Origin of the sequence: Clostridium fallax (genome assembly GCF_900129365.1) — a bacterium.
Lineage (GTDB): Bacteria > Bacillota > Clostridia > Clostridiales > Clostridiaceae > Clostridium_AH > Clostridium_AH fallax.
Genome location: NZ_FQVM01000001.1, coordinates 73,845 through 93,295 on the forward strand (window position 1 = coordinate 73,845; position 19,451 = coordinate 93,295).

16 protein-coding genes and 1 pseudogene are annotated in these 19,451 nt (G+C 26.1%); all 17 read right to left on the reverse strand.

Annotated elements, in window-relative coordinates:
• Positions 1-246 precede the first annotated feature (246 nt).
• The 17 genes and pseudogenes from BUA70_RS00320 to BUA70_RS00400 all read right to left on the reverse strand — a co-directional run bounded on the left by BUA70_RS00320 (position 247) and on the right by BUA70_RS00400 (position 19,408).
• On the reverse strand, positions 247-1,164 hold the full coding sequence (locus tag BUA70_RS00320) for an ROK family protein (protein ID WP_072892235.1): 918 nt from the start codon (positions 1,162-1,164) through the stop codon (positions 247-249).
• A 12-nt stretch (positions 1,165-1,176) separates the two neighbouring features.
• Positions 1,177-1,872, reverse strand: a complete 696-nt coding sequence (locus tag BUA70_RS00325) for an N-acetylmannosamine-6-phosphate 2-epimerase (protein ID WP_072892236.1) — start codon at positions 1,870-1,872, stop codon at positions 1,177-1,179.
• Between the two features lie 85 nt (positions 1,873-1,957).
• A complete protein-coding gene (locus BUA70_RS00330; RefSeq protein ID WP_072892237.1) occupies positions 1,958-2,407 on the reverse strand; it encodes a NanQ anomerase/TabA/YiaL family protein in 450 nt (149 codons plus the stop codon).
• A 129-nt stretch (positions 2,408-2,536) separates the two neighbouring features.
• A pseudogene (locus BUA70_RS00335) lies at positions 2,537-4,060 on the reverse strand (sodium:solute symporter family protein).
• A gap of 115 nt (positions 4,061-4,175) precedes the next feature.
• Positions 4,176-5,042, reverse strand: a complete 867-nt coding sequence (locus BUA70_RS00340) for an N-acetylneuraminate lyase (protein WP_072892238.1) — start codon at positions 5,040-5,042, stop codon at positions 4,176-4,178.
• Between the two features lie 309 nt (positions 5,043-5,351).
• The gene (locus BUA70_RS00345; protein WP_072892239.1) at positions 5,352-7,313 is read right to left on the reverse strand and encodes a GTP-binding protein; all 1,962 of its coding nucleotides are present in this window, start codon (positions 7,311-7,313) and stop codon (positions 5,352-5,354) included.
• A 179-nt stretch (positions 7,314-7,492) separates the two neighbouring features.
• Complete coding sequence (locus tag BUA70_RS00350; protein ID WP_072892240.1) at positions 7,493-7,897, reverse strand: hypothetical protein; 405 nt, start codon at positions 7,895-7,897, stop codon at positions 7,493-7,495.
• A gap of 194 nt (positions 7,898-8,091) precedes the next feature.
• Positions 8,092-9,507 carry a HAMP domain-containing sensor histidine kinase gene (locus tag BUA70_RS00355; protein WP_083573408.1) on the reverse strand — a complete coding sequence of 472 codons (1,416 nt, stop codon included), beginning with the start codon at positions 9,505-9,507 and terminating at the stop codon, positions 8,092-8,094.
• Complete coding sequence (locus tag BUA70_RS00360) at positions 9,500-10,207, reverse strand: response regulator transcription factor (protein ID WP_072892241.1); 708 nt, start codon at positions 10,205-10,207, stop codon at positions 9,500-9,502. Before BUA70_RS00360 ends, BUA70_RS00355 begins: the two co-directional genes overlap by 8 nt.
• A gap of 105 nt (positions 10,208-10,312) precedes the next feature.
• Positions 10,313-11,077, reverse strand: a complete 765-nt coding sequence (locus BUA70_RS00365) for a hypothetical protein (protein ID WP_072892242.1) — start codon at positions 11,075-11,077, stop codon at positions 10,313-10,315.
• Positions 11,078-11,091: 14 nt separating this feature from the next.
• Positions 11,092-11,916 carry an ABC transporter permease gene (locus BUA70_RS00370; protein WP_072892243.1) on the reverse strand — a complete coding sequence of 275 codons (825 nt, stop codon included), beginning with the start codon at positions 11,914-11,916 and terminating at the stop codon, positions 11,092-11,094.
• A gap of 13 nt (positions 11,917-11,929) precedes the next feature.
• A complete protein-coding gene (locus tag BUA70_RS00375; RefSeq protein WP_072892244.1) occupies positions 11,930-12,664 on the reverse strand; it encodes an ABC transporter ATP-binding protein in 735 nt (244 codons plus the stop codon).
• A 356-nt stretch (positions 12,665-13,020) separates the two neighbouring features.
• A complete protein-coding gene (locus tag BUA70_RS00380; protein WP_072892245.1) occupies positions 13,021-14,916 on the reverse strand; it encodes a PTS fructose transporter subunit IIABC in 1,896 nt (631 codons plus the stop codon).
• A gap of 13 nt (positions 14,917-14,929) precedes the next feature.
• Positions 14,930-15,841, reverse strand: coding sequence for a 1-phosphofructokinase (gene pfkB, locus BUA70_RS00385; protein ID WP_072892246.1), 912 nt, complete (start codon positions 15,839-15,841; stop codon positions 14,930-14,932).
• The gene (locus BUA70_RS00390; RefSeq protein ID WP_072892247.1) at positions 15,841-16,587 is read right to left on the reverse strand and encodes a DeoR/GlpR family DNA-binding transcription regulator; all 747 of its coding nucleotides are present in this window, start codon (positions 16,585-16,587) and stop codon (positions 15,841-15,843) included. Before BUA70_RS00390 ends, pfkB begins: the two co-directional genes overlap by 1 nt.
• Before the next feature lie 246 nt (positions 16,588-16,833).
• Positions 16,834-18,015 carry a NupC/NupG family nucleoside CNT transporter gene (locus BUA70_RS00395; RefSeq protein ID WP_072892248.1) on the reverse strand — a complete coding sequence of 394 codons (1,182 nt, stop codon included), beginning with the start codon at positions 18,013-18,015 and terminating at the stop codon, positions 16,834-16,836.
• Between the two features lie 448 nt (positions 18,016-18,463).
• Positions 18,464-19,408 carry a DNA-binding transcriptional repressor DeoR gene (locus BUA70_RS00400; protein ID WP_072892249.1) on the reverse strand — a complete coding sequence of 315 codons (945 nt, stop codon included), beginning with the start codon at positions 19,406-19,408 and terminating at the stop codon, positions 18,464-18,466.
• Positions 19,409-19,451 lie beyond the last annotated feature (43 nt).

Below are 19,451 nucleotides of genomic sequence, written 5' to 3' on the forward strand. Positions count from 1 at the left end.
TGAACAAAACTGTCTTTTATTTTATTATTTTAAATATAAATAAACTTTACTATATTTTATTAGACATACTAATTAAAAAAAGATACCTCATTAAAGTTTAAACTCTTTAAAAAAGTATCTTTCTTTTTTATATATAAGTTACGTACAAACAAACTTTTTAATTCTTATAAAATTTTATATTAATTATATTTTTATTTATTATAAGAAATTACTAAATTCATTATGAAATTAAACCAATTTTATTTTTTAGTCTTCATTTAATTTTTCTTTTAAACCATAAACAGCGCCTAACATTCCAGCAAAATTTGTACACTTTGCTGTGGATATTTTTAAATCTTTTAAAAAGGATGGCATTACCATAGTTTTTAATTTGTTTTCTATTTTATATATAAGATTATCTCCCTGTTCACATACTCCTCCACCAATTACTATTAATGGTGGATTAAAAATATGAATCAAGTTTTTTAATCCTAAAGATACATCTTCACACCAGTTATCAACTACAGTTTTATATGGTTCTATATTTTCATTAGCTCTATCAAAAATAATTTTACCATTTAATTTTTCCTTATAATTTATTTCTTTTTCTGATCTTCTAACTAATGCTAATGTTGATGCATATTGTTCATAACATCCTCTATGTCCACAGCTACATTTCTCACCATTTTCATATAAGGTTATGTGGCCAAACTCTCCAGCTATATAATTATTACCTGTAAATAGATTTCCATTTATAACTATAGCTCCACCTATACCAGTACCTAAAGTTAAACAAAGAAAATTCCTTTGATTCTTTGCTGCACCAACCCACATCTCTCCTAGTGCTGCACAATTTACATCATTATTAACATAACAAGGATAATTAAAAGTTTCTTCTATTATTCTCCTTAGCTTAACTCCGGTCCAACCTGGAAATGTTTCTGTTGCAAAAATTATTTCTCCTTCTTCACTGTTAACTTGTCCGGCAGTACTTATTCCTATGCCCTTAATGTTATCATATTCCTTAATTAAATTTTCTATTATCTTTTTTATTTTTTGTATAATATAATCTGCACCTTTATATGCTTCAGTATCAGTAGAATTAGAGTTTTCTACATTTCCAAGTTCATCTACAATACCATATTTTATTTTTGTACCACCAATATCCAAAGCTAAATATTTCAAAATAATAACCTCCTAGTCAGCCTTAATAGCTTCTACAAAAGATTTAGTTATAAGTTGAGGACGAGTTATAGCACCTCCTGTTACTACTGCTAAAGCTCCTAATCCTAAACAATATTTTGCTTTTTCAGGTTTATCAACTTTCCCCTCTGCAATTACTGGAATATTTACATTGTCTAAAACCTTTTGTAAAAATTCAAATCCATTTTCTTGAATATCCATACCTTCTGTGTATTTTGTATAACCATGTAGAGTTGTTCCTACGAAGTCAAAGCCATATTTTTCAGCATTTTTTGCTTCTTCTACAGTTGATATATCTGCCATTAAAAGTTGATCTGGATATTTTTGTTTTACTTCTTTAATAAAATCTTTAAGATTCTTTTTATCTGGTCTTTCCCTTTTAGTTGCATCTATTGCTATAACATCTACTCCTTCTTTGTATAAAGCATCTACTTCTTCCATAGTTGGAGTTATATATACAGGACAATCTTCATATACTTTTTTTATTATTCCTATTATAGGAAGATCTACTTCTTTTTTAATTTCATGAATATCAGAAACCGTATTAGCTCTAATTCCAACAGCACCACCAATCTTAGCAGCTAAAGCCATTTTAGACATTATAAATGAACTATGTAAAGGCTCATCTTCTAAAGCTTGACAAGAAACTATAAGCCCATCTTTTACTTTTTCTATAAAATTATTTTTCATAAAAACACTTCCTTTAACTATTCCACTTTATATCTTACAAAATAGTATATTTTTGCTATAAGATTACTATTATTATCTGATTATTTTACATTGGAATTTTAAATATAACTTTTCTTATTGAAATATTATTATTAACCTTTATTCCAGGCATATGAACATCTTGAGGATAACATAAAGCAAAACTTTCTTCTTTAACAATTACCTCTCCTTGTGATTCTCCATCTAAGATATAACAATCTCCTGTTTCATCATAATCTTTAAGAATCTTCATATCATCAAAATTTCCATAATAAATCTTTTCATCGCCTTTTTTCATGTAATGAACATCTATATATTTTTTATGAGATTCCCAGAATCCATCTTCTAAATTTTTTGTATCATATTCTGCAATTACATAAAAGAAATCTTCTCCTTCTATTTTATGAACACCAGTAGAATCCTTAGAAAAATCATGAGTTTTCATAAACTCACAAGCTTTCTTCATAACTTCATTAGTACAATACATATTAAAATTTTCTATTTTATCTATAACCATCTCTATACCTCCATTTTTAAAAGAGTCAGGTGAATTAATGCACCTAACTCTTTTTTACACTATATATTTTATTTAAGAACACTAATATGGATATCTATAAATTTTAAATTTAAATCTATTGAATAAATATTAAATTGCTTCTTCTGTATCACAATTTTCATTATATTTTTTTATACCGTACATTGTTAATTCATCAATATTATCTTTTACTTTTGTTTTAAATATTAAGCTGAATATATATCCAAATAATATACATGCAACTATACTTATTATTGAATAAGCCCAAAAGTTAATCTTAGTAAAATACTTTATACCAATTGATACAGCCACTGCAAAAGCAAATCCTACTAATGCTCCATTTGAATTACCTTTTTTAGTAAATATACCTAGTCCAAATAATCCACCAACTAATCCTAGAACCATTCCTATAAATCCGTTAAACCATGAGAAAGCTGATTTTAGATCTGAATGAGCTAAGATTATTGATACAACTATTGATACTATACCAACTAATAATGAAAGAATCTTTGCATACTTAGTTGCAGCTTCATTATCCATTCCGCCTTTTAACACTTTATGTATATCTAAAGTCCAGCTTGTAGCAACACTGTTTAATCCTGATGAAAGTGTTGATTGACCTGCTGCAAATATACCAGCTAAAAGTAATCCTGAAACACCTACTGGTAATTGACTTACTATGTAACTTGCAAAAATTTAATCTTCTGCATGTGTTAATAATAATGTTGGGTTTTGTTTATAGAAAACATACATTCCAGTTCCTATAAAAAAGAACACTGTAGCTATTCCTATTGATAAGAAACCGTTTAAATAAGTCATTTTTTTCATTTCTTTTATACTTCTTGTTGTTGTGTATCTTTGAACCATATCTTGGCTTGATACATAAGAAGATAAAGTTGAAAGTCCTGCTCCTATTAATACTATAAAGAAGCTCTCTTTATATATGTTTATATCTAGCATATTTGCTATATCTAAAAATTTATTCTCAGCAACACCTACACGGATTACCTCTCCTAATCCTCCATGTATTTGATATCCTAAGAAGAATACAATAAATACAGCGCCTAAAGATAATACCAATCCTTGAATAAAGTCTGTCCATAAAACTGATTTTATTCCACCTACATATGAATATATAATTGCAACTGCACCCATTAGTACTATTAAAATATTTATATCTATTTTAGTAACTATTGCTAATGCTAATGCTGGTAGATACATAACTATTGACATTCTTCCTATTTGGAATATTACAAACATTAAACTTCCTAGTAATCTTAATCTTTTGTCAAATCTTTTTTCTAAGTATTCATAAGCAGTATCTATGTTTAACTTCTTATAAACCGGTAAGAAAAACATTATTGTTAGAGGAACTGCTATGAAAATTCCTAATTGTCCAACCCATGATGACCAATTAGTTAAAAATGAACGTCCTGCTAATGTTAAAAATGAAATTGGGCTTAACATTGTAGCAAATAAACTTACTGCTGTAACCCACCAAGGAATAGTTCCGTCACCTCTAAAGTACTCTTTTCCCTTCATTTCTTTTTTAGCAACCATAATACCAACTAAAAGCACAAATAAGGAATATCCTATTAATACAACATAATCCCAAAATTCAAAACTTGTTTTCAAAGTTATCACCCCATGCTATTCTCAATTACTTTTTCAAAGAGGTGATTACATAAAATTTAAAATAACCACCTCTTTAATCTTTAAATTACCATAATGTTATTGATATTACTTATTGTTAAAAGAACTTTTTGTGTAATTCTTTAGCAACCTTTACCTTATCTTCTGATAATCTCTTCATAGGTTTTCTGCAGTATCCTGCATCAACACCTTCTTCTTTAAGAATTTCTTTTATAGTTTGGTATAACCCATTATTTAAGATGCCTTCTATTAAGTCATTTGTTACATGTTGAATTTCATAAGCTTCTTTAATTTTACCTTCTTTTCCTAATTCAAAAATTTCTTTAGCTCTTTTACCATTTACATTATATGTACTTCCTATAGCTCCATCAACACCACAAACTACTGCTGGTAAAAGCATCTCATCAAATCCTGAGAATATTAGCTTATCAGGGAAAGCCTTTCTTAATCTTTCTAATAAATAGAAATCTCCTTGAGTAAATTTAACTCCTATTATTTTTTCATTTTCAAACAATTCTCCAAATTGGTTTAATGTTATATTTACTCCAGTTAAAAATGGTATTGAATATATTATCATATTATTTCCAGTTGCTTCAATTATTGTATTATAATAATCCTTAATTTCTTCAAAATCAAATTTGTAATAAAATGGTGTTACTGCTGATAATGAATCATACCCAAGTTCTGTTGCATATTTTCCAAGTTCAACAGCCTCTTTTAAGTTTATTGACCCTACTTGAGCTATTAATTTAACATCATTTTTTGCTTCATCTTTTACTATTTTAAATATTTTTTTCTTTTCATCTGTTGAAAGCATAAAGTTTTCTCCTGTGCTTCCCCCAACATAAAGTCCATCTACACCACAGTTATCAATATTATGACGAACTAATTGTCTTAATCCCTCTTCTTTTATGTTTCCATTCTCATCATATGGTACTAGTAAAGCTGAAAATATTCCTCTCATTTTTAGTCCTCCTAATAAATAGTATTATGTTCTCGTGAACATTTTGTTGTAAAAAAATTTACGTTTAAATAATTGCTATCAAGTAAACATTTACATGAATTATTAAAAAAATATTTTAATTTATTTGATGATTTAATTATAAATGTTCTCGCAAACATTTTCAAGTGTATTTTTTGTTTTTTTTATAAATTCTTAAAATTCTAACAATATCATAAAATTAAAGGAGCTATTCTTATAATATTTAAATATATTTTAATTTATAGCTCCTTTTTACTTATTTTTATTTAAATTTCACATTTTTTCTTGAAATTACTTCCTTAAACAATGAATATAATCCTCTACTTTGTCAGCATCTACTGTATATGACTGTCCTTTCGAACAAAATATAGATTTTGATGTATATTCACTATCTTTATTTTTATCATAATTAAATCTTTCTATAATTTCAGATTCATTATGACAATACTCATATCCATCAAAATTCAAAGTTATAATACCTTTTCCCTTTGTAAAAGATATTAATTCTACACTATAGTTCATAAAAGTAGCTACTGGTCCTCTTCCAATTACAATACAATTGTTCTCATTAATTTGTGGTGGATTAAATGTTCCATTTAATTTTTGTATATCAGATAATACTCTTCCTATATAATCTGATTGCACTTCTATTTTAAAATTATAATAAGGTTCAAGAAGTTTATTTTTTACCTTTTCTAAACCTTGCCTTAAAGCTCTATATGTCGCTTCTCTAAAATCTCCGCCACTAGTATGCTTTTTATGGTACCTTCCATCTAATAATGTTATTTTTAAATCTGTTATAGGAGAACCAGTTAATATTCCTTTATGATCTTTCTCGAAAATATGAGTTTTTACTAAGTTTTGACTTCCTATATCTAAATTATCTACATGACATTTACTTTCAAAGGATATTCCACTATTTCTATCCCCTGGTTCTATCTTTAAAGACACTTCTCCATAATGACCTAAAGGCTCAAAATGACCATATCCTAAAACCGATTCATTTATAGTTTCCTTATAAAGTATTTCGCAAGGTCCAAATTCTATTATAACTTTAAATCTATCTTCTAATATTTTCTTTAAAACCTCTAATTGTATAGTTCCCATAATATTTATATTAATTTCTTTATGGTATTCATCCCAAACTACATTCAAAGTAGGATCTTCCTCTTCTAAAATTTTAAAATATTTTAAAACATCTTTATAGTTTACCTCCTTACCAAAAATAACTTTAGACTTTAAAGTTGGTGTAGTATTAAAGTTAACCCTATCTTTTAAAGTTCCAACACCATCTCCAGCTAATCCTTTAGAAATTCCAACTGCTGCAAAAACTTCTCCAGCAGAAACCTCATCAACAGTTTTAAATTTTTCACCATTATAAATTCTTATTTCATTTATTTTTTCACAAAAATCATTTGATTTATCTCCATAGGATAAATCATCTTTAACTTTTAATTTTCCTTTTAAAGCTTTTATATATGTTATTCTTTTACCTTTATCATCATATCGAACCTTATATATCCTCCCTGAAAAATTCTCCTCTTTTATATAATTTGTATATGTAATTATATCCAATTTATATAAAAATTCATCTATTCCATCATCATAAAGAGCAGAACCTTTAAATACAGGAAATATAACTCTATTTTTTATCATATTTTTTATAGATTGTATCCAAAGTTCTTTATTATAATTACCTTCTAAATATCTTTCAAGAAGTTTCTCATCCTTATCTGCTATAAATTCTATTAAATCTTCACTAATTTTATTTTCATCAAAGTTATCATCTAAAACAAAACTGTTGTTTTTTGTAAGTTTTAAAGAAATCTCATCAAAAACCTTATTTATATCGGCATTTTCTCTATCAGTTTTATTGATGAAAAATAATGTAGGTATATTATATTTTTTAAGTAATGTAAAAACTTTTTCTGTATGAGCTTGAACTCCATCAACAGCACTTACTATAATTACAGCATAATCTAAGATATTTATAGTTCTCTCCATTTCTTGTGAGAAATCAATATGTCCTGGAGTATCTATTAAATAATAAGTTGAATTATTATATTCAAATATTCCTTGATCTGAAAATATAGTAATTCCTCTTTCTCTTTCTATACTATGACAATCTAAAAAAGAATTTTTATGATCTACCCTTCCTCTAGATCTTATACTATTTGTATGATAAAGTAATTGTTCTGCAAAAGTAGTTTTTCCTGCATCTACATGTGCCAGTATTCCAATTGTCTTATACATATTTAACATCCACCTTTTTATAACACTATGGTCATATTATATCAAAGTAGAAAATTTATTAGAATAACATTTCCTAAGAACTATTTTGTATAAATATCCTTTAAATAAAAAAAAACCAAAAGACTAGAATTTTTCTAATCTTTTGGTCTTCTCATAAAAAATATTAAAATATGTAGGTACTATTTGCTTAAACTATCTATCCATTTATCTATAAGTTGTTCTTCTTTATCTTCTAATTTATCAATCTTTTTTAAATCCTTAATTGTTTTTGAAACCTTATTTTTTAATTCTTTTTTATTTAAATAATCATCACAACAATGACTATAAATCTTATCAAATTCTTTAAATATTTTTTTAACTTCTTTCATTGCTTTCTTTTGATCTCTTTCAGTTTTAATTTTATCTAAATAATTTCTAATTTTAGATTTTTTAGTATCCAATTCTTCTTTATTCTCTGATTTTTCACTAACTTCTTCTATATGATTTATTATATCCTCTAATCTCTTTTCAGTATGGTCTATAGTAGTTTGTTCAACAGGATCTAAAACTCCCCAATCAGTCATGATTACTTCTAATTCCTCCATAAAATCTCACCTCTAAAATATATTTTAAGACATTTAGCTATACTAAACATCTTTCTTTAATTTAATTATATCATTATTAATAGATAATGATTATTATCTTTCTATAAACTATTTTAATAAACTTTATAGTCTTTAAACAAATTTAAAAATTAAATTAAATTATAATAATAAAGGATCCTAATATATTTTAATTTTTATATAAAGAATTCTACTACAGCTCCATTTTCATTATTATATATATGTATCTTCCCTTTATGTTTTTCTATTATTATTTTGCATATATATAATCCTAATCCTGAATTCCCACTATTCTTTTGGCGAGATTTATCTCCTCTATAAAATTTATTTAAAGCTAAATTTAAATCTTCCTTTGTAAAGCCTTTTCCTTCATCGTATATTATAAAATTTAATTTATTTTCTTTTATTAAAACCTTTAAAGTTATATTTCCTCCCTCTTTAGTATATCTAAGAGAATTCATAAAAATATTATCTAAAACTCTAGATATATTAAATTTATCAAAATTATAACTAAAATCTTTAGATATATTTTCTGTTTTTAAATTAATTTCTATATTATTTTGGTCTCCTAAAATTCTATATTCATCTATTTTACTTTTTAAAAAATCTTTTAAATTTACCTTTTTTAAATTTAATTTAAAATGAGGATTTTCTAATTTATTTAAAGTATTTAAATCCTCAACAAGAAGAATTGCTCTATCTGTAGATTTATTAATTATATTTAAATATTTTAATAATCTTTCTTCATTTTTATAAGCTCCATCTTCTAATAATTGAGCATTTCCTTTTATTAAAGTTAAAGGACTTCTTAAATCATGAGATAATGATGAAATCATGTCCCTTTTTTCTTCTTCTACATTCCACTGATTTTTTAAAGTTATTTTTAATTGCTTTCTCATTTCCTCAAAAGAATCAATAACACTTCCAAGTTCATTATCATATGAATAATTTAATGTAAAATCTAAATCATTTTCTTTTATCTTTTTAGAAGCTTCAATTAGTTCCTTTAAAGGCTTATTTATATTTTTAGATAATTTGGAACCAAAAATTATAGTATATAAAATTATAAATAGAAAGGGACATATTATAATAATATTAGTTAAAACTTTAAAAATACTCTTTGGAATTTGATTGGGTGTAACCTTTAAAATATATCTAAGCATTACAACTCCGGTTATAGATGCATTTTTATCTATAACTGGCAAATAATAATTTACTACATTTTTAGAATCAATATCCGTGGTATTTAGCCTTCTTAATATTTCTCCTTTATCTATAGTTATATTTTCTTTTAAAGTACCATACTCACTATTATTTTTAAAATCTATGACTTTATATAAAAATCCCTCACTAGGTATAACATCATCTAATTTATCTTTATAATTTTCATCTAAAACTTTATCGCTATTTTTATCTACAAAGGATTTAATTTTAGGAACCATATTTTCATAATGATTAGCTGGATTTATAACCTTTATATTCATAAGAAAAAAGTATAAACTAGTTAATATCAAAACACTTAAAATACTACTAACTATAATCAATATAAAAGTTAATACAAATTGTTTTTTTAAAGAATATTTCTTAAACATTTCTATTTTCCTTCTTTAAATCTTTATTCCACTTATATCCTATCCCCCATATGGTTTCTATATAATGAAAATCCCTATTTACATTTTGAAACTTTGCTCTTATTTTTTTTATATGTTCTGCCACTGTAGAAGAATCACCTTCAGCATCATAGCCCCAAATATTTTCATACATTCTTTCTCTTGAAAATACTTGTCCTTCATTTAAAGCTAAAAGTTCTATAATATCAAATTCCTTTCTAGTTAAAGATATCGCTTCATCAAAATACAGAATCTGTCTACTATTTAAGTTAATCTTTAAATTATCAAAAATCATATAGCTCTTATCTTCTAAAGAAACTCTCTTATCTCTTCTTAAGTGAGCTTTAACCCTTGCCCTTATCTCCTTAATACTAAAAGGCTTTGTAATATAATCATCTCCACCTAAAGCTAAACCTTTTATTATATCCTTTTCTTCAACTTTAGCAGTTAAAAATATTATTGGGCAAGAAATAATATCTCTAATTTCTTTACAAAAAGTAAAGCCATCTTTTTCTGGCATCATTACATCTAATAACATTATGTCTGGAGATACCTTTAACTTTTCTAAAGCTTCATCTCCACAAGAAGCCTTATATACTAAATAATCTTCATCTGTGAATGTATCATATAATAAATCTAAAATTTCTAAATCATCATCTACAATTAAAATTTTTTCTTTCATGTTTATCACACCTAGCTTAATAATTTAAATATCTAAAAATAATAATTATAATCTATAAAGTTTATATTTAAAGATATTATTATACAAAATTATACATCAATAAAACTAATATAAATAATCTTTTCTTTTAAAAATAATAACAGATGCTATTAAGGTTATAACAGCAATTAAAGTGCAGCTAATAATAAGTGTTGTATTTTTATTATTTAAAACATCAAAAATAAATTGTGAACTGAAAGCCATAAACCTAAATATCTGGGATAAATAAACTAACCCAACACATAAAGATAAACTTCCTAAATAAGCTATAACAGAATTAGGAGATAAAATTCCCACAATAGAACTTATTCCTAATAATGATAATAATATTATAAATTCAACTCCATAAAACTTTAAGTTGTATAAAAAAGCTCCAACTAAATTATAATTATTACCATCAAAAAACACTGTACTGCTAGTTTTATCTAAGAATAAATATCCAAATAAAATCCCTAAAATAGCTATACTAAATACAAATAATCCAGTAAATATAATTGAAGTTATTATTCTACTTATTATGAAATCTATTTTTTTATATGGTCTTAACATTATTAATCTATAACTTCCAGATACATCTTCATGATTAAAAATATCACTAAAAACTATTGGACAAAATATAAAGAATAAAAATAAATGAAACTCTCTTAAAATAAATGGTGCTCCATTTAAAGAATTTAATTCTATTGTTGTTAATGGATCATAAAAACCTAAATTAAAAATTCTTATATAAAATCCATTTAAAATAAATACTATATATGCTATTAAAAGTAAAATCTTATACTTTTTACTATGAATCATTCTGTAAAATTCGCTTATAACTAAATTTTTCAAAGTTATCCTCTCCTTTAAACTAATTTATCTGACTTTTTATATATAAAATAATTAATACTAAAAAATATAAAAATGTAACCTAAAATAATTAGAGATATATACCAAAACAAATTATTGCCACTTGGTATCATAGCTTGTATACCATTAATTTGAACTTCAGTTAATGATAAAAGTTTTATTTTTAAAGTTTTCAAAGTATCTTCTCTAAAAAATACACCTATAACTGTTGGATACATTAAAGAAAATAATAAGAATCCAATGCTAATTCCTGTAGCAATTACTGTGGATTTACTTATAATTGCTATAAAAAATATAACTTGAGAAAATGCTATTAAAGTTAAAAATAAAATTAAATAATATTTTAAAGAATATAAAAGCATTTCTATTCCATTAAGTGTATTAACATAATATAATAAACTAATCTTATTTATTTTAGGAAAAATAAAATATCCTGCTAAATAACTTCCAATAAAACAAATCATCAAAAATAAAAACATAAATGCTGCTATAACTAAAAATTTAGATAAAAATATATTTGCCATTTTTATAGGTCTTATTAGAACCATTCTTATAGTTCTATTTCTAAATTCTTCTGTAACAGATAGTATAATCAAGAATATTAAAATAATATTAAATACTAAAATAAACTTTTTTTGTAGAACTTCTAATGGAAATTTATAAAGACTAATATATTGTGGATCTGCTATATTTAATGATTTATTAAATTTTATAGAATCTATAACTGAAACTACTATTACTACAATTGATAATAAAAAACAAAGAACTGTAGTTTTTCTCTTCCAAAACCTTTGCCATTCACATAAAAAAAGATTTTTCATTTTTCATTTCTCCTTATTTCATTAAGTTTACAAATACTTCTTCTAGATTATTAGAATCTTTCATAGTATTTAATAAATCATTTTTGCTTCCACTCCAAACTAATTTTCCTTCCTTTATCATAACTAAGTTATTACAGATTTTTTGAAGCTCGTCTAATAAATGACTAGATATAAAAAATGTAATTCCTCTTTCTTTATTAAGGTTTAGTATAAGCTCTCTAAGATCTACGATTCCAATAGGGTCTAACCCATTAGTAGGTTCATCTAAAATTATTACTTTAGGATTATTTAAAAGAGCTTGAGCTATACCTAATCTTTGCTTCATTCCTAAAGAATAAGTAGAAACCTTATCTCCCTCTCTTCCTTCAAGTCTTACTATTTTTATTACCTCTTTTACCTTTTCCTCTCTTTCTTCTTTGGTCATTCCTTCATTTAAAATTGATAGATTTAATAAAGCCTCTTCTCCTGTAAGGTAAGGAAAAAATATAGGTTCTTCAACAATAGCCCCTAAATTTTCTAATGCTTTTTTTCTATCTTTTGTAACATCAACACCATTTAAATAAACTTCTCCTGAGGTTTTACCTATAAGTCCAGTTAAAATCCTTATCATAGTAGTTTTTCCAGCACCATTAGGACCTATAAATCCACAAATCTCTCCTTCATTAACTTTAAAATTCAAATTATCAATTATAATTCTTCTTCTAATCTTTTTAGTAAGATTATTTACTGAAATCATTTCTCTTGACATTTTCTTTTATCAATCCTTTCCCTTATATAAATTTTATTTATTTTTATGATAGATTTAAAATTAGAAAAATTTAAAATTTATTTTTTCTTCTCTTAAAGAGTAACTTGAATTTTTAAAGAAACTTTAAAGATTTTAGATTATATAAAAATATTTTTAGATTTAACTAAACATCATTTATAAAAAATAAATTAACTTTCTAATTTATTTTTTATTAGATTTATTTAACTCTATTAAAGCAAAAAAAAGCTGTATCAAAAGTCAAATCGCATACAATCTAGTTTATATAAAATACTAAACTATAGATTGTTATTGATAAGCTTTATGATACAGCTCATTTTCTTTTATTATAAAATATATTATTCTAATTCTAAATCTTCTTTAGATACTTTAGGTTTTACTACACCTATTATTAATGCTGATATTACTGATCCTATAGCAACTGCTGCTAAATATAATAATGGATTTCCATTAACTATTGGGAATACAAATATTCCACCGTGAGGAGCTGGAAGACCTATATTAAATAGCATTGTTAATGCCCCTGCTGTAGCTGATCCAATAACACAAGCTGGTATTACTCTAAATGGATCTGCTGCTGCAAAAGGTATAGCTCCTTCTGTTATAAATGTTAATCCCATTATGTAGTTTGTAAATCCTGCATCTCTTTCATCCTTAGAAAATTTATTTCTAAAGAAAGTAGTTGCTAAAGCTATCGCTAATGGTGGAACCATTCCACCTGCCATAACAGCTGCATGTGGATAGAAGTTTCCAGCATCTATCATTGCAATTCCAAAAGTAAATGCTGCTTTATTTATAGGACCACCCATATCTATAGCCATCATTCCACCTAACACTATTCCAAGAATAACCTTGTTACCAGTTCCCATTCCTGATAACCATCCTTGTAAAGCTAGGTTAGCTGATTTTACAGGTCCTACAACTACAAGGTACATTATTACACCAGTTATTAATATACCAAATAAAGGATATAAAAGTACAGGTTTAATTCCTTCTAATGAATTTGGTAATTTACTAAATACTTTCTTAAGTAATACAACTACATATCCACCTAAGAATCCGGCAATTAATCCACCTAGGAATCCAGCTCCACTATTTGCTGCAATTAATCCACCTACCATAGCTGGTGCAAAACCTGGTCTATCTGCAATACTTGATCCAATAAATCCAGCAAGTACTGGTATCATTAGTTTAAAGGCATTATCCCCACCTATATCATTTAAAAGCTTAGCTATTGGGTTAAAAGAGGGATCTCCAACCTTAGCTGAATGTATACCAAACATAAAAGATATAGCTATTAATATACCTCCGCCAACAACAAATGGTAACATATTTGATACACCACTCATTAAGTGCTTATAAAATCCTCTTCTTTCAGTTTTGCCTGTTGAAGCCTTTACTCCACCAGAATGACTATATACTGGAGCCTCTCCACTTATTGCTTCATTTATAAGTTCCTTTGGTCTTTTCATAGCTTGAACCACTGGAACTATAACAACTTTTTTTCCATTAAATCTTGCCATTTCAACTTGTTTATCCGCTGCAACTATTATTCCATCAGCTTTTTCTATATCTTCGTCTGTTAAAGCATTCTTAACACCAGTTGAACCATTAGTTTCAACCTTTATCTTAACGCCCATTTCTTTACCTATTTTATTTAAAGAATCCGCTGCCATATAAGTATGAGCAATACCTGTTGGGCAAGCTGTAACTGCTATTACATATTTTTCATCCTTTGAATTTTCATCTGATGAAGCTTCTCTACTTTCCTCTTCTTCATCATCTTCAAATTTATCTAAAAGATTTAATACTTCATCTCCACTTTTTGCTTCTAATAATCCATTTTTAAATTCTGGATTCATAAGAAGAACTGATAATCTAGAAAGAGTTTCTAAATGCTCATTATTAGCTCCTTCTGGTGCTGCAATCATAAAAACTATATTTACAGGCTCACCATCTAATGAGTCAAAATCTATTCCGTCTTTAAATACCCCTAAAGCTAAAGCTGCTTCTTTAACTGCTGAAGTTTTACCATGAGGAATTCCTATTCCTTCTCCAATTCCTGTGGAAGATTGGCTTTCTCTTTTTAATATTGCCTCTTTATAACCAGCTTTATCATTTAATTTTCCAGCATTATCTAATAAATCAATCAATTCATTTAAAGCATGATTTTTATCACCAGCTTTTAAATCAAGCTTTATTGTATTTCTACTTAATAATTGAGAAATTTTCATATTATATTCCTCCTTAATAATCTTTTATATTTATTATAGGTAATAACTTTTCTACATCTTCTTTTGTACACAAATCCATAGAAAAAGCACTAGCACTACCAGATGCTATTCCATTTTTAAAGGATTTTATTATATCCTTTGTCTCACTATATTTAGCTAAAAATCCTCCAACTAAAGAATCCCCAGCACCTACTGAATTTTTAACTTCACCTTTTGGAGCATTTCCTATAAATACACCTTCTGATGTTATAAGAAGAGCACCATCTCCAGCCATAGATATAATTACATTTTCCGCTCCCATATCTACAAGCTTCTTACCATATTGAACAAGTTCATCTAAAGTATTAATCTTTACATTAAATACCTCTTCAATTTCATGATTGTTAGGCTTAATTAAAAATGGTTTATTTTTAATAGCTTCTATTAAAGCTTCTCCAGAAGTATCAACCACTACCTTAACACCTTTTTTAGATACTTGCTTTTGTATTTTAAGATATAAATCCTTTGGAAGAGTTTTTTGAATACTTCCTGCAAGAACTAATATATCTCCTTCTTTTAAGGAATCAAATTTTAATAGCAGTTTATTTAAATCTTCTTTTGCTATCTCAGGACCAGCTCCATTTATTTCAGTTTCTTCATTAGATTTTAGTTTTACATTTATTCTTGTGTCTTGAGAAACTTTAATAAAATCTGTATTTATCCCCAAGTTTTTCAATGTATTTTCTATGTAGTCTCCAGTAAATCCTCCTATAAATCCAAGGGAAACATTAGAAACACCAAGATTACTTAATACTCTTGAAACATTGATTCCTTTTCCTCCTGGGAATTTTTCATCATGAGAAGTTCTATTAACTTTTCCTAATTCTAAATTATCTACATGAACTATATAATCTATAGATGGATTTAAAGTTAAAGTATAAATCATTAAATATTCGCCACCTTTATTTCAGTTATTTTATCGTAAGATTTATTTCTTGGTTTTTCGTTAGTTATTATAGTACAGTCACTTATTTCACCAAATTTTATAGATGATACTTCTCCAAACTTTGAGTCATCTACTATTACATAAGATTGTTTTGATAATCTTATTGCATCATTTTTTAATATGGCCTCTTCTGTATCTGGAGTAGTTAAACCAAATTGATCATCAATTCCATTTGCACCTAAAAAGCATTTGTCAAATCTAAATTTATCAAGACACCTTAAAGCATCTCCACCTACTACAGCTTTAGTAGTAAGTTTAACCTTTCCACCAATCATATAGCATGGTATATTATTTTCTATTAAAGCATCTATATGATTTAATCCATTAGTTACAACGAAAATATTTTTCCCATTTAAATGAGGAATTATTTCGTAAGTTGTAGTTCCTGCATCAATAAAAATACATTCATCATCATTAACTAATGAAGCTGAAAATATGCCTAATTTTTGCTTTTTTTCGATGTTTTTAGATGATTTTTCTTTAAAACTCAATTCCTTTAATCTTGCTTCTAAAGGTTTCGCTCCTCCATGAAATCTTTTTAAAAGTTTCTGAGACTCTAGGTAACTTAAATCTCTTCTAATAGTTGATTCAGAGCTTTTAGTCGCTTCCATTAATTCATGAATCTGAACAACACCTTTATTTTTCAATAATTCTAAAATAATTTCATATCTCTTTTCTGTTACCATAGCATCCTCCTGTAACTGTTTACGAGTTTATTATAATATATATTTCATTCAAAATCAATCATTTTAATCCAAAAACATTTAAAATAATTTATTAACGATTAAATTCATTCAAATTAATTTTGAGATTACTTATTTATTATACAAATAAAAACAGCAATAATACTTTTAAATATTATTGCTGTTTTATGGTACTATATTATTTTTTTACTATTAAACTAATGTTATTAACTCCTTTATATTTATGCTTTAAATAATTAATCCAACAATAGTTGCTGTTAACATACTTACTAATGTTGCACCATATAATAATTTTAATCCAAAACGTGCAACTACGTTTCCTTGCTCTTGATGAAGTCCTTTTACTGCTCCTGAAATAATTCCAATTGATGAAAAGTTTGCAAAAGAAATTAAGAATACGGAAACAATACCAATTGATCTTTGAGATAAATGCATACCACCACTTGCTAATAAATTCATTGCAACAAATTCATTAGATACTAATTTAGTCGCCATTACACTTGCAACCTGTATAGATTCATTTAAAGGCACTCCCATTAAAAATGCAAATGGAGAAAATGCGTATCCAAGAATATCTTGAAAAGTTATTCCAAAAATTCCTTTGAATAATATATTAATCATAGAAATTATTGCAACAAAGCCTACTAACATAGCAGCTACTATAACAGCTACTTTAAATCCATCTAAAATATATTCCCCAAGAACCTCAAAAAATGTTTGTTTCTTTTCTTCACGAACTACTAATATATCTTCTTCTTCTGTTACAGTATATGGATTTATAATTGATGCTATAATAAATCCTCCAAACAAATTTAAAACAAGTGCTGTTACAACATATCTAGGTTGCAAAAGAACCATATAAGAACCAACTATAGACATAGATACCGTTGACATTGCTGATGCACAAAGAGTATATAATCTATGCTTAGGTAATAACCCAAGTTGTTTTTTTACTGAAATAAACACTTCGGATTGGCCAAGTATAGCTGATGCTACTGCATTATAAGACTCTAATTTACCCATACCGTTAATTTTACTTAAAACTATACCTATGTATTTTACTACTACAGGAAGTATCTTTAAATATTGTAATATACCAATTAAAGCGGAAATAAAGATTATTGGTAGAAGAACGCTAATGAAAAATGAAAACTGATTATCATTAACTAACCCACCAAAGGCAAAATTTACTCCATCTCCAGCACATTTAAGTAAAACCTCAAAACCATTCGCTATGCCACCTACTAAATAATTTCCAAGCCCTGTATTTAATAAACCAAAGCCAAGTATAAATTGCAGAATAAGCATTATAATTATAGGTTTATATTTTATATTTTTCTTATCACTACTTACAATCCAAGCAAGTGCTAAAATAATAATTAACCCTATTATTCCAACAATATATTTCATTCTTATCCTCCTTTTTTAAATATCATAAGTTCAGTATTATTATGTTTCGTATATTATCTACTAAATACACCTTACTTTTAGTAAAGTAATTTTTATTTTTAAGAAATTTGAAATTATATTTTATTATTTGAAAATAATAAAATCATAAATAGACATTTTTCGCCATGATTATAAACATACTTATTATAAGTTTCTCATGAATATTTGTAAAGCATTGATTGAAATTTTGTTCAAATAATATTAAATATTGCTTGTAAAATAGTTAAACATTACTATTTTAATAAAAATTACATAAATCGCCTTTTAAATATTAAAAGCACCCTTTCTTAATTGTTTATACTAAACAATTAAGAAAGGGTGCTTTTATTTTAAAACTTTACATAAAAATATATTTCTTTTTATTTTAAATTAAAGTTTAATATTAATTATAGATAAATTTTATTTATATTTATTGTAAAAGTCTTTTTGCAGTATATTGATCAGTAATAAAAACATTTGCTATTTTCCCCCTTAAAGCACCTTTTATTGCTTTTATTTTATGTTCTCCACCAGCAACTAAAATAGACTTCTCCTTTTCTTTAAGAGAATCTAATGATACTGCTACAATTCGATTGTCAATATATTCACTACAAATATGACCATTTTCATCAAAAAAACGGCAACAGATATCTCCAATACCTTTTTCTCTTAGAATTAATTTATCTATTTCACTTAAATAATCTAACGAAGAAAGCAATACTCCATCTTCAATATTACCAACAGTAAAAAGAGCTATGTTAGCTTTTATCCCCATTTCTAATATATTTTTAATATGACTATCTTTCTCTACTATTTGTTTTATATTATTATTATCAAAAATTACTGGTAGTGGTAAATATTTTGGAATAGTTCTAAAAGCTTTAGCGATCATAGAAACTATTTCTGATTCATATTTATCCACTTTTAAATTAATGATAGAACCTTGTAACTGAACTACTTCTATATCTTTAATATTTTGAGGTGTAAGTTTTTTAGCAACTTTATAGATAGTTGTTCCTGCACTCACTCCAATAATATCTCCACTTTTTATATTCTGCTCTAAGTATTCTGCTGCCTTTTTACCAATATAATCTACAATAGAATCATATTCATCTTTTGGCGAAAGAGCAATTTGAACATCACTTAAACCATATCTTTCTTTTAGTTCATATGCTAGTTTATCTAAGTCAGCAAATGGATCTATAATGTTAATTGTAATATAACCTTTTTCTTTAGCATATTTAAGCAGTCTTGATATAGTTGGTCTTGATATTCCAAGTCTTGATGAAATCTGTTGTTGACTATAATTTAACTGATAATAAAGTCTCGCTACTTCAACACTCAATTCTTGTTTTCTATTATCAACCGGTTTCACTTTCTTCCCTCTTCCCCTATATGAAAATACATAACTTTATAAC

Excerpts from the sequence above, each read along its gene's own strand:
- BUA70_RS00325 (WP_072892236.1), bottom strand. The coding sequence starts at position 1,872 with ATGAAAAATAATTTTATAGAAAAAGTAAAAGATGGGCTTATAGTTTCT.
- BUA70_RS00330 (WP_072892237.1), bottom strand. The coding sequence starts at position 2,407 with ATGGTTATAGATAAAATAGAAAATTTTAATATGTATTGTACTAATGAA.
- BUA70_RS00340 (WP_072892238.1), bottom strand. The coding sequence starts at position 5,042 with ATGAGAGGAATATTTTCAGCTTTACTAGTACCATATGATGAGAATGGA.
- BUA70_RS00345 (WP_072892239.1), bottom strand. The coding sequence starts at position 7,313 with ATGTATAAGACAATTGGAATACTGGCACATGTAGATGCAGGAAAAACT.
- BUA70_RS00350 (WP_072892240.1), bottom strand. The coding sequence starts at position 7,897 with ATGGAGGAATTAGAAGTAATCATGACTGATTGGGGAGTTTTAGATCCT.
- BUA70_RS00355 (WP_083573408.1), bottom strand. The coding sequence starts at position 9,507 with ATGTTTAAGAAATATTCTTTAAAAAAACAATTTGTATTAACTTTTATA.
- BUA70_RS00360 (WP_072892241.1), bottom strand. The coding sequence starts at position 10,207 with ATGAAAGAAAAAATTTTAATTGTAGATGATGATTTAGAAATTTTAGAT.
- BUA70_RS00370 (WP_072892243.1), bottom strand. The coding sequence starts at position 11,916 with ATGAAAAATCTTTTTTTATGTGAATGGCAAAGGTTTTGGAAGAGAAAA.
- BUA70_RS00375 (WP_072892244.1), bottom strand. The coding sequence starts at position 12,664 with ATGTCAAGAGAAATGATTTCAGTAAATAATCTTACTAAAAAGATTAGA.
- BUA70_RS00380 (WP_072892245.1), bottom strand. The coding sequence starts at position 14,916 with ATGAAAATTTCTCAATTATTAAGTAGAAATACAATAAAGCTTGATTTA.
- pfkB (WP_072892246.1), bottom strand. The coding sequence starts at position 15,841 with ATGATTTATACTTTAACTTTAAATCCATCTATAGATTATATAGTTCAT.
- BUA70_RS00390 (WP_072892247.1), bottom strand. The coding sequence starts at position 16,587 with ATGGTAACAGAAAAGAGATATGAAATTATTTTAGAATTATTGAAAAAT.
- BUA70_RS00395 (WP_072892248.1), bottom strand. The coding sequence starts at position 18,015 with ATGAAATATATTGTTGGAATAATAGGGTTAATTATTATTTTAGCACTT.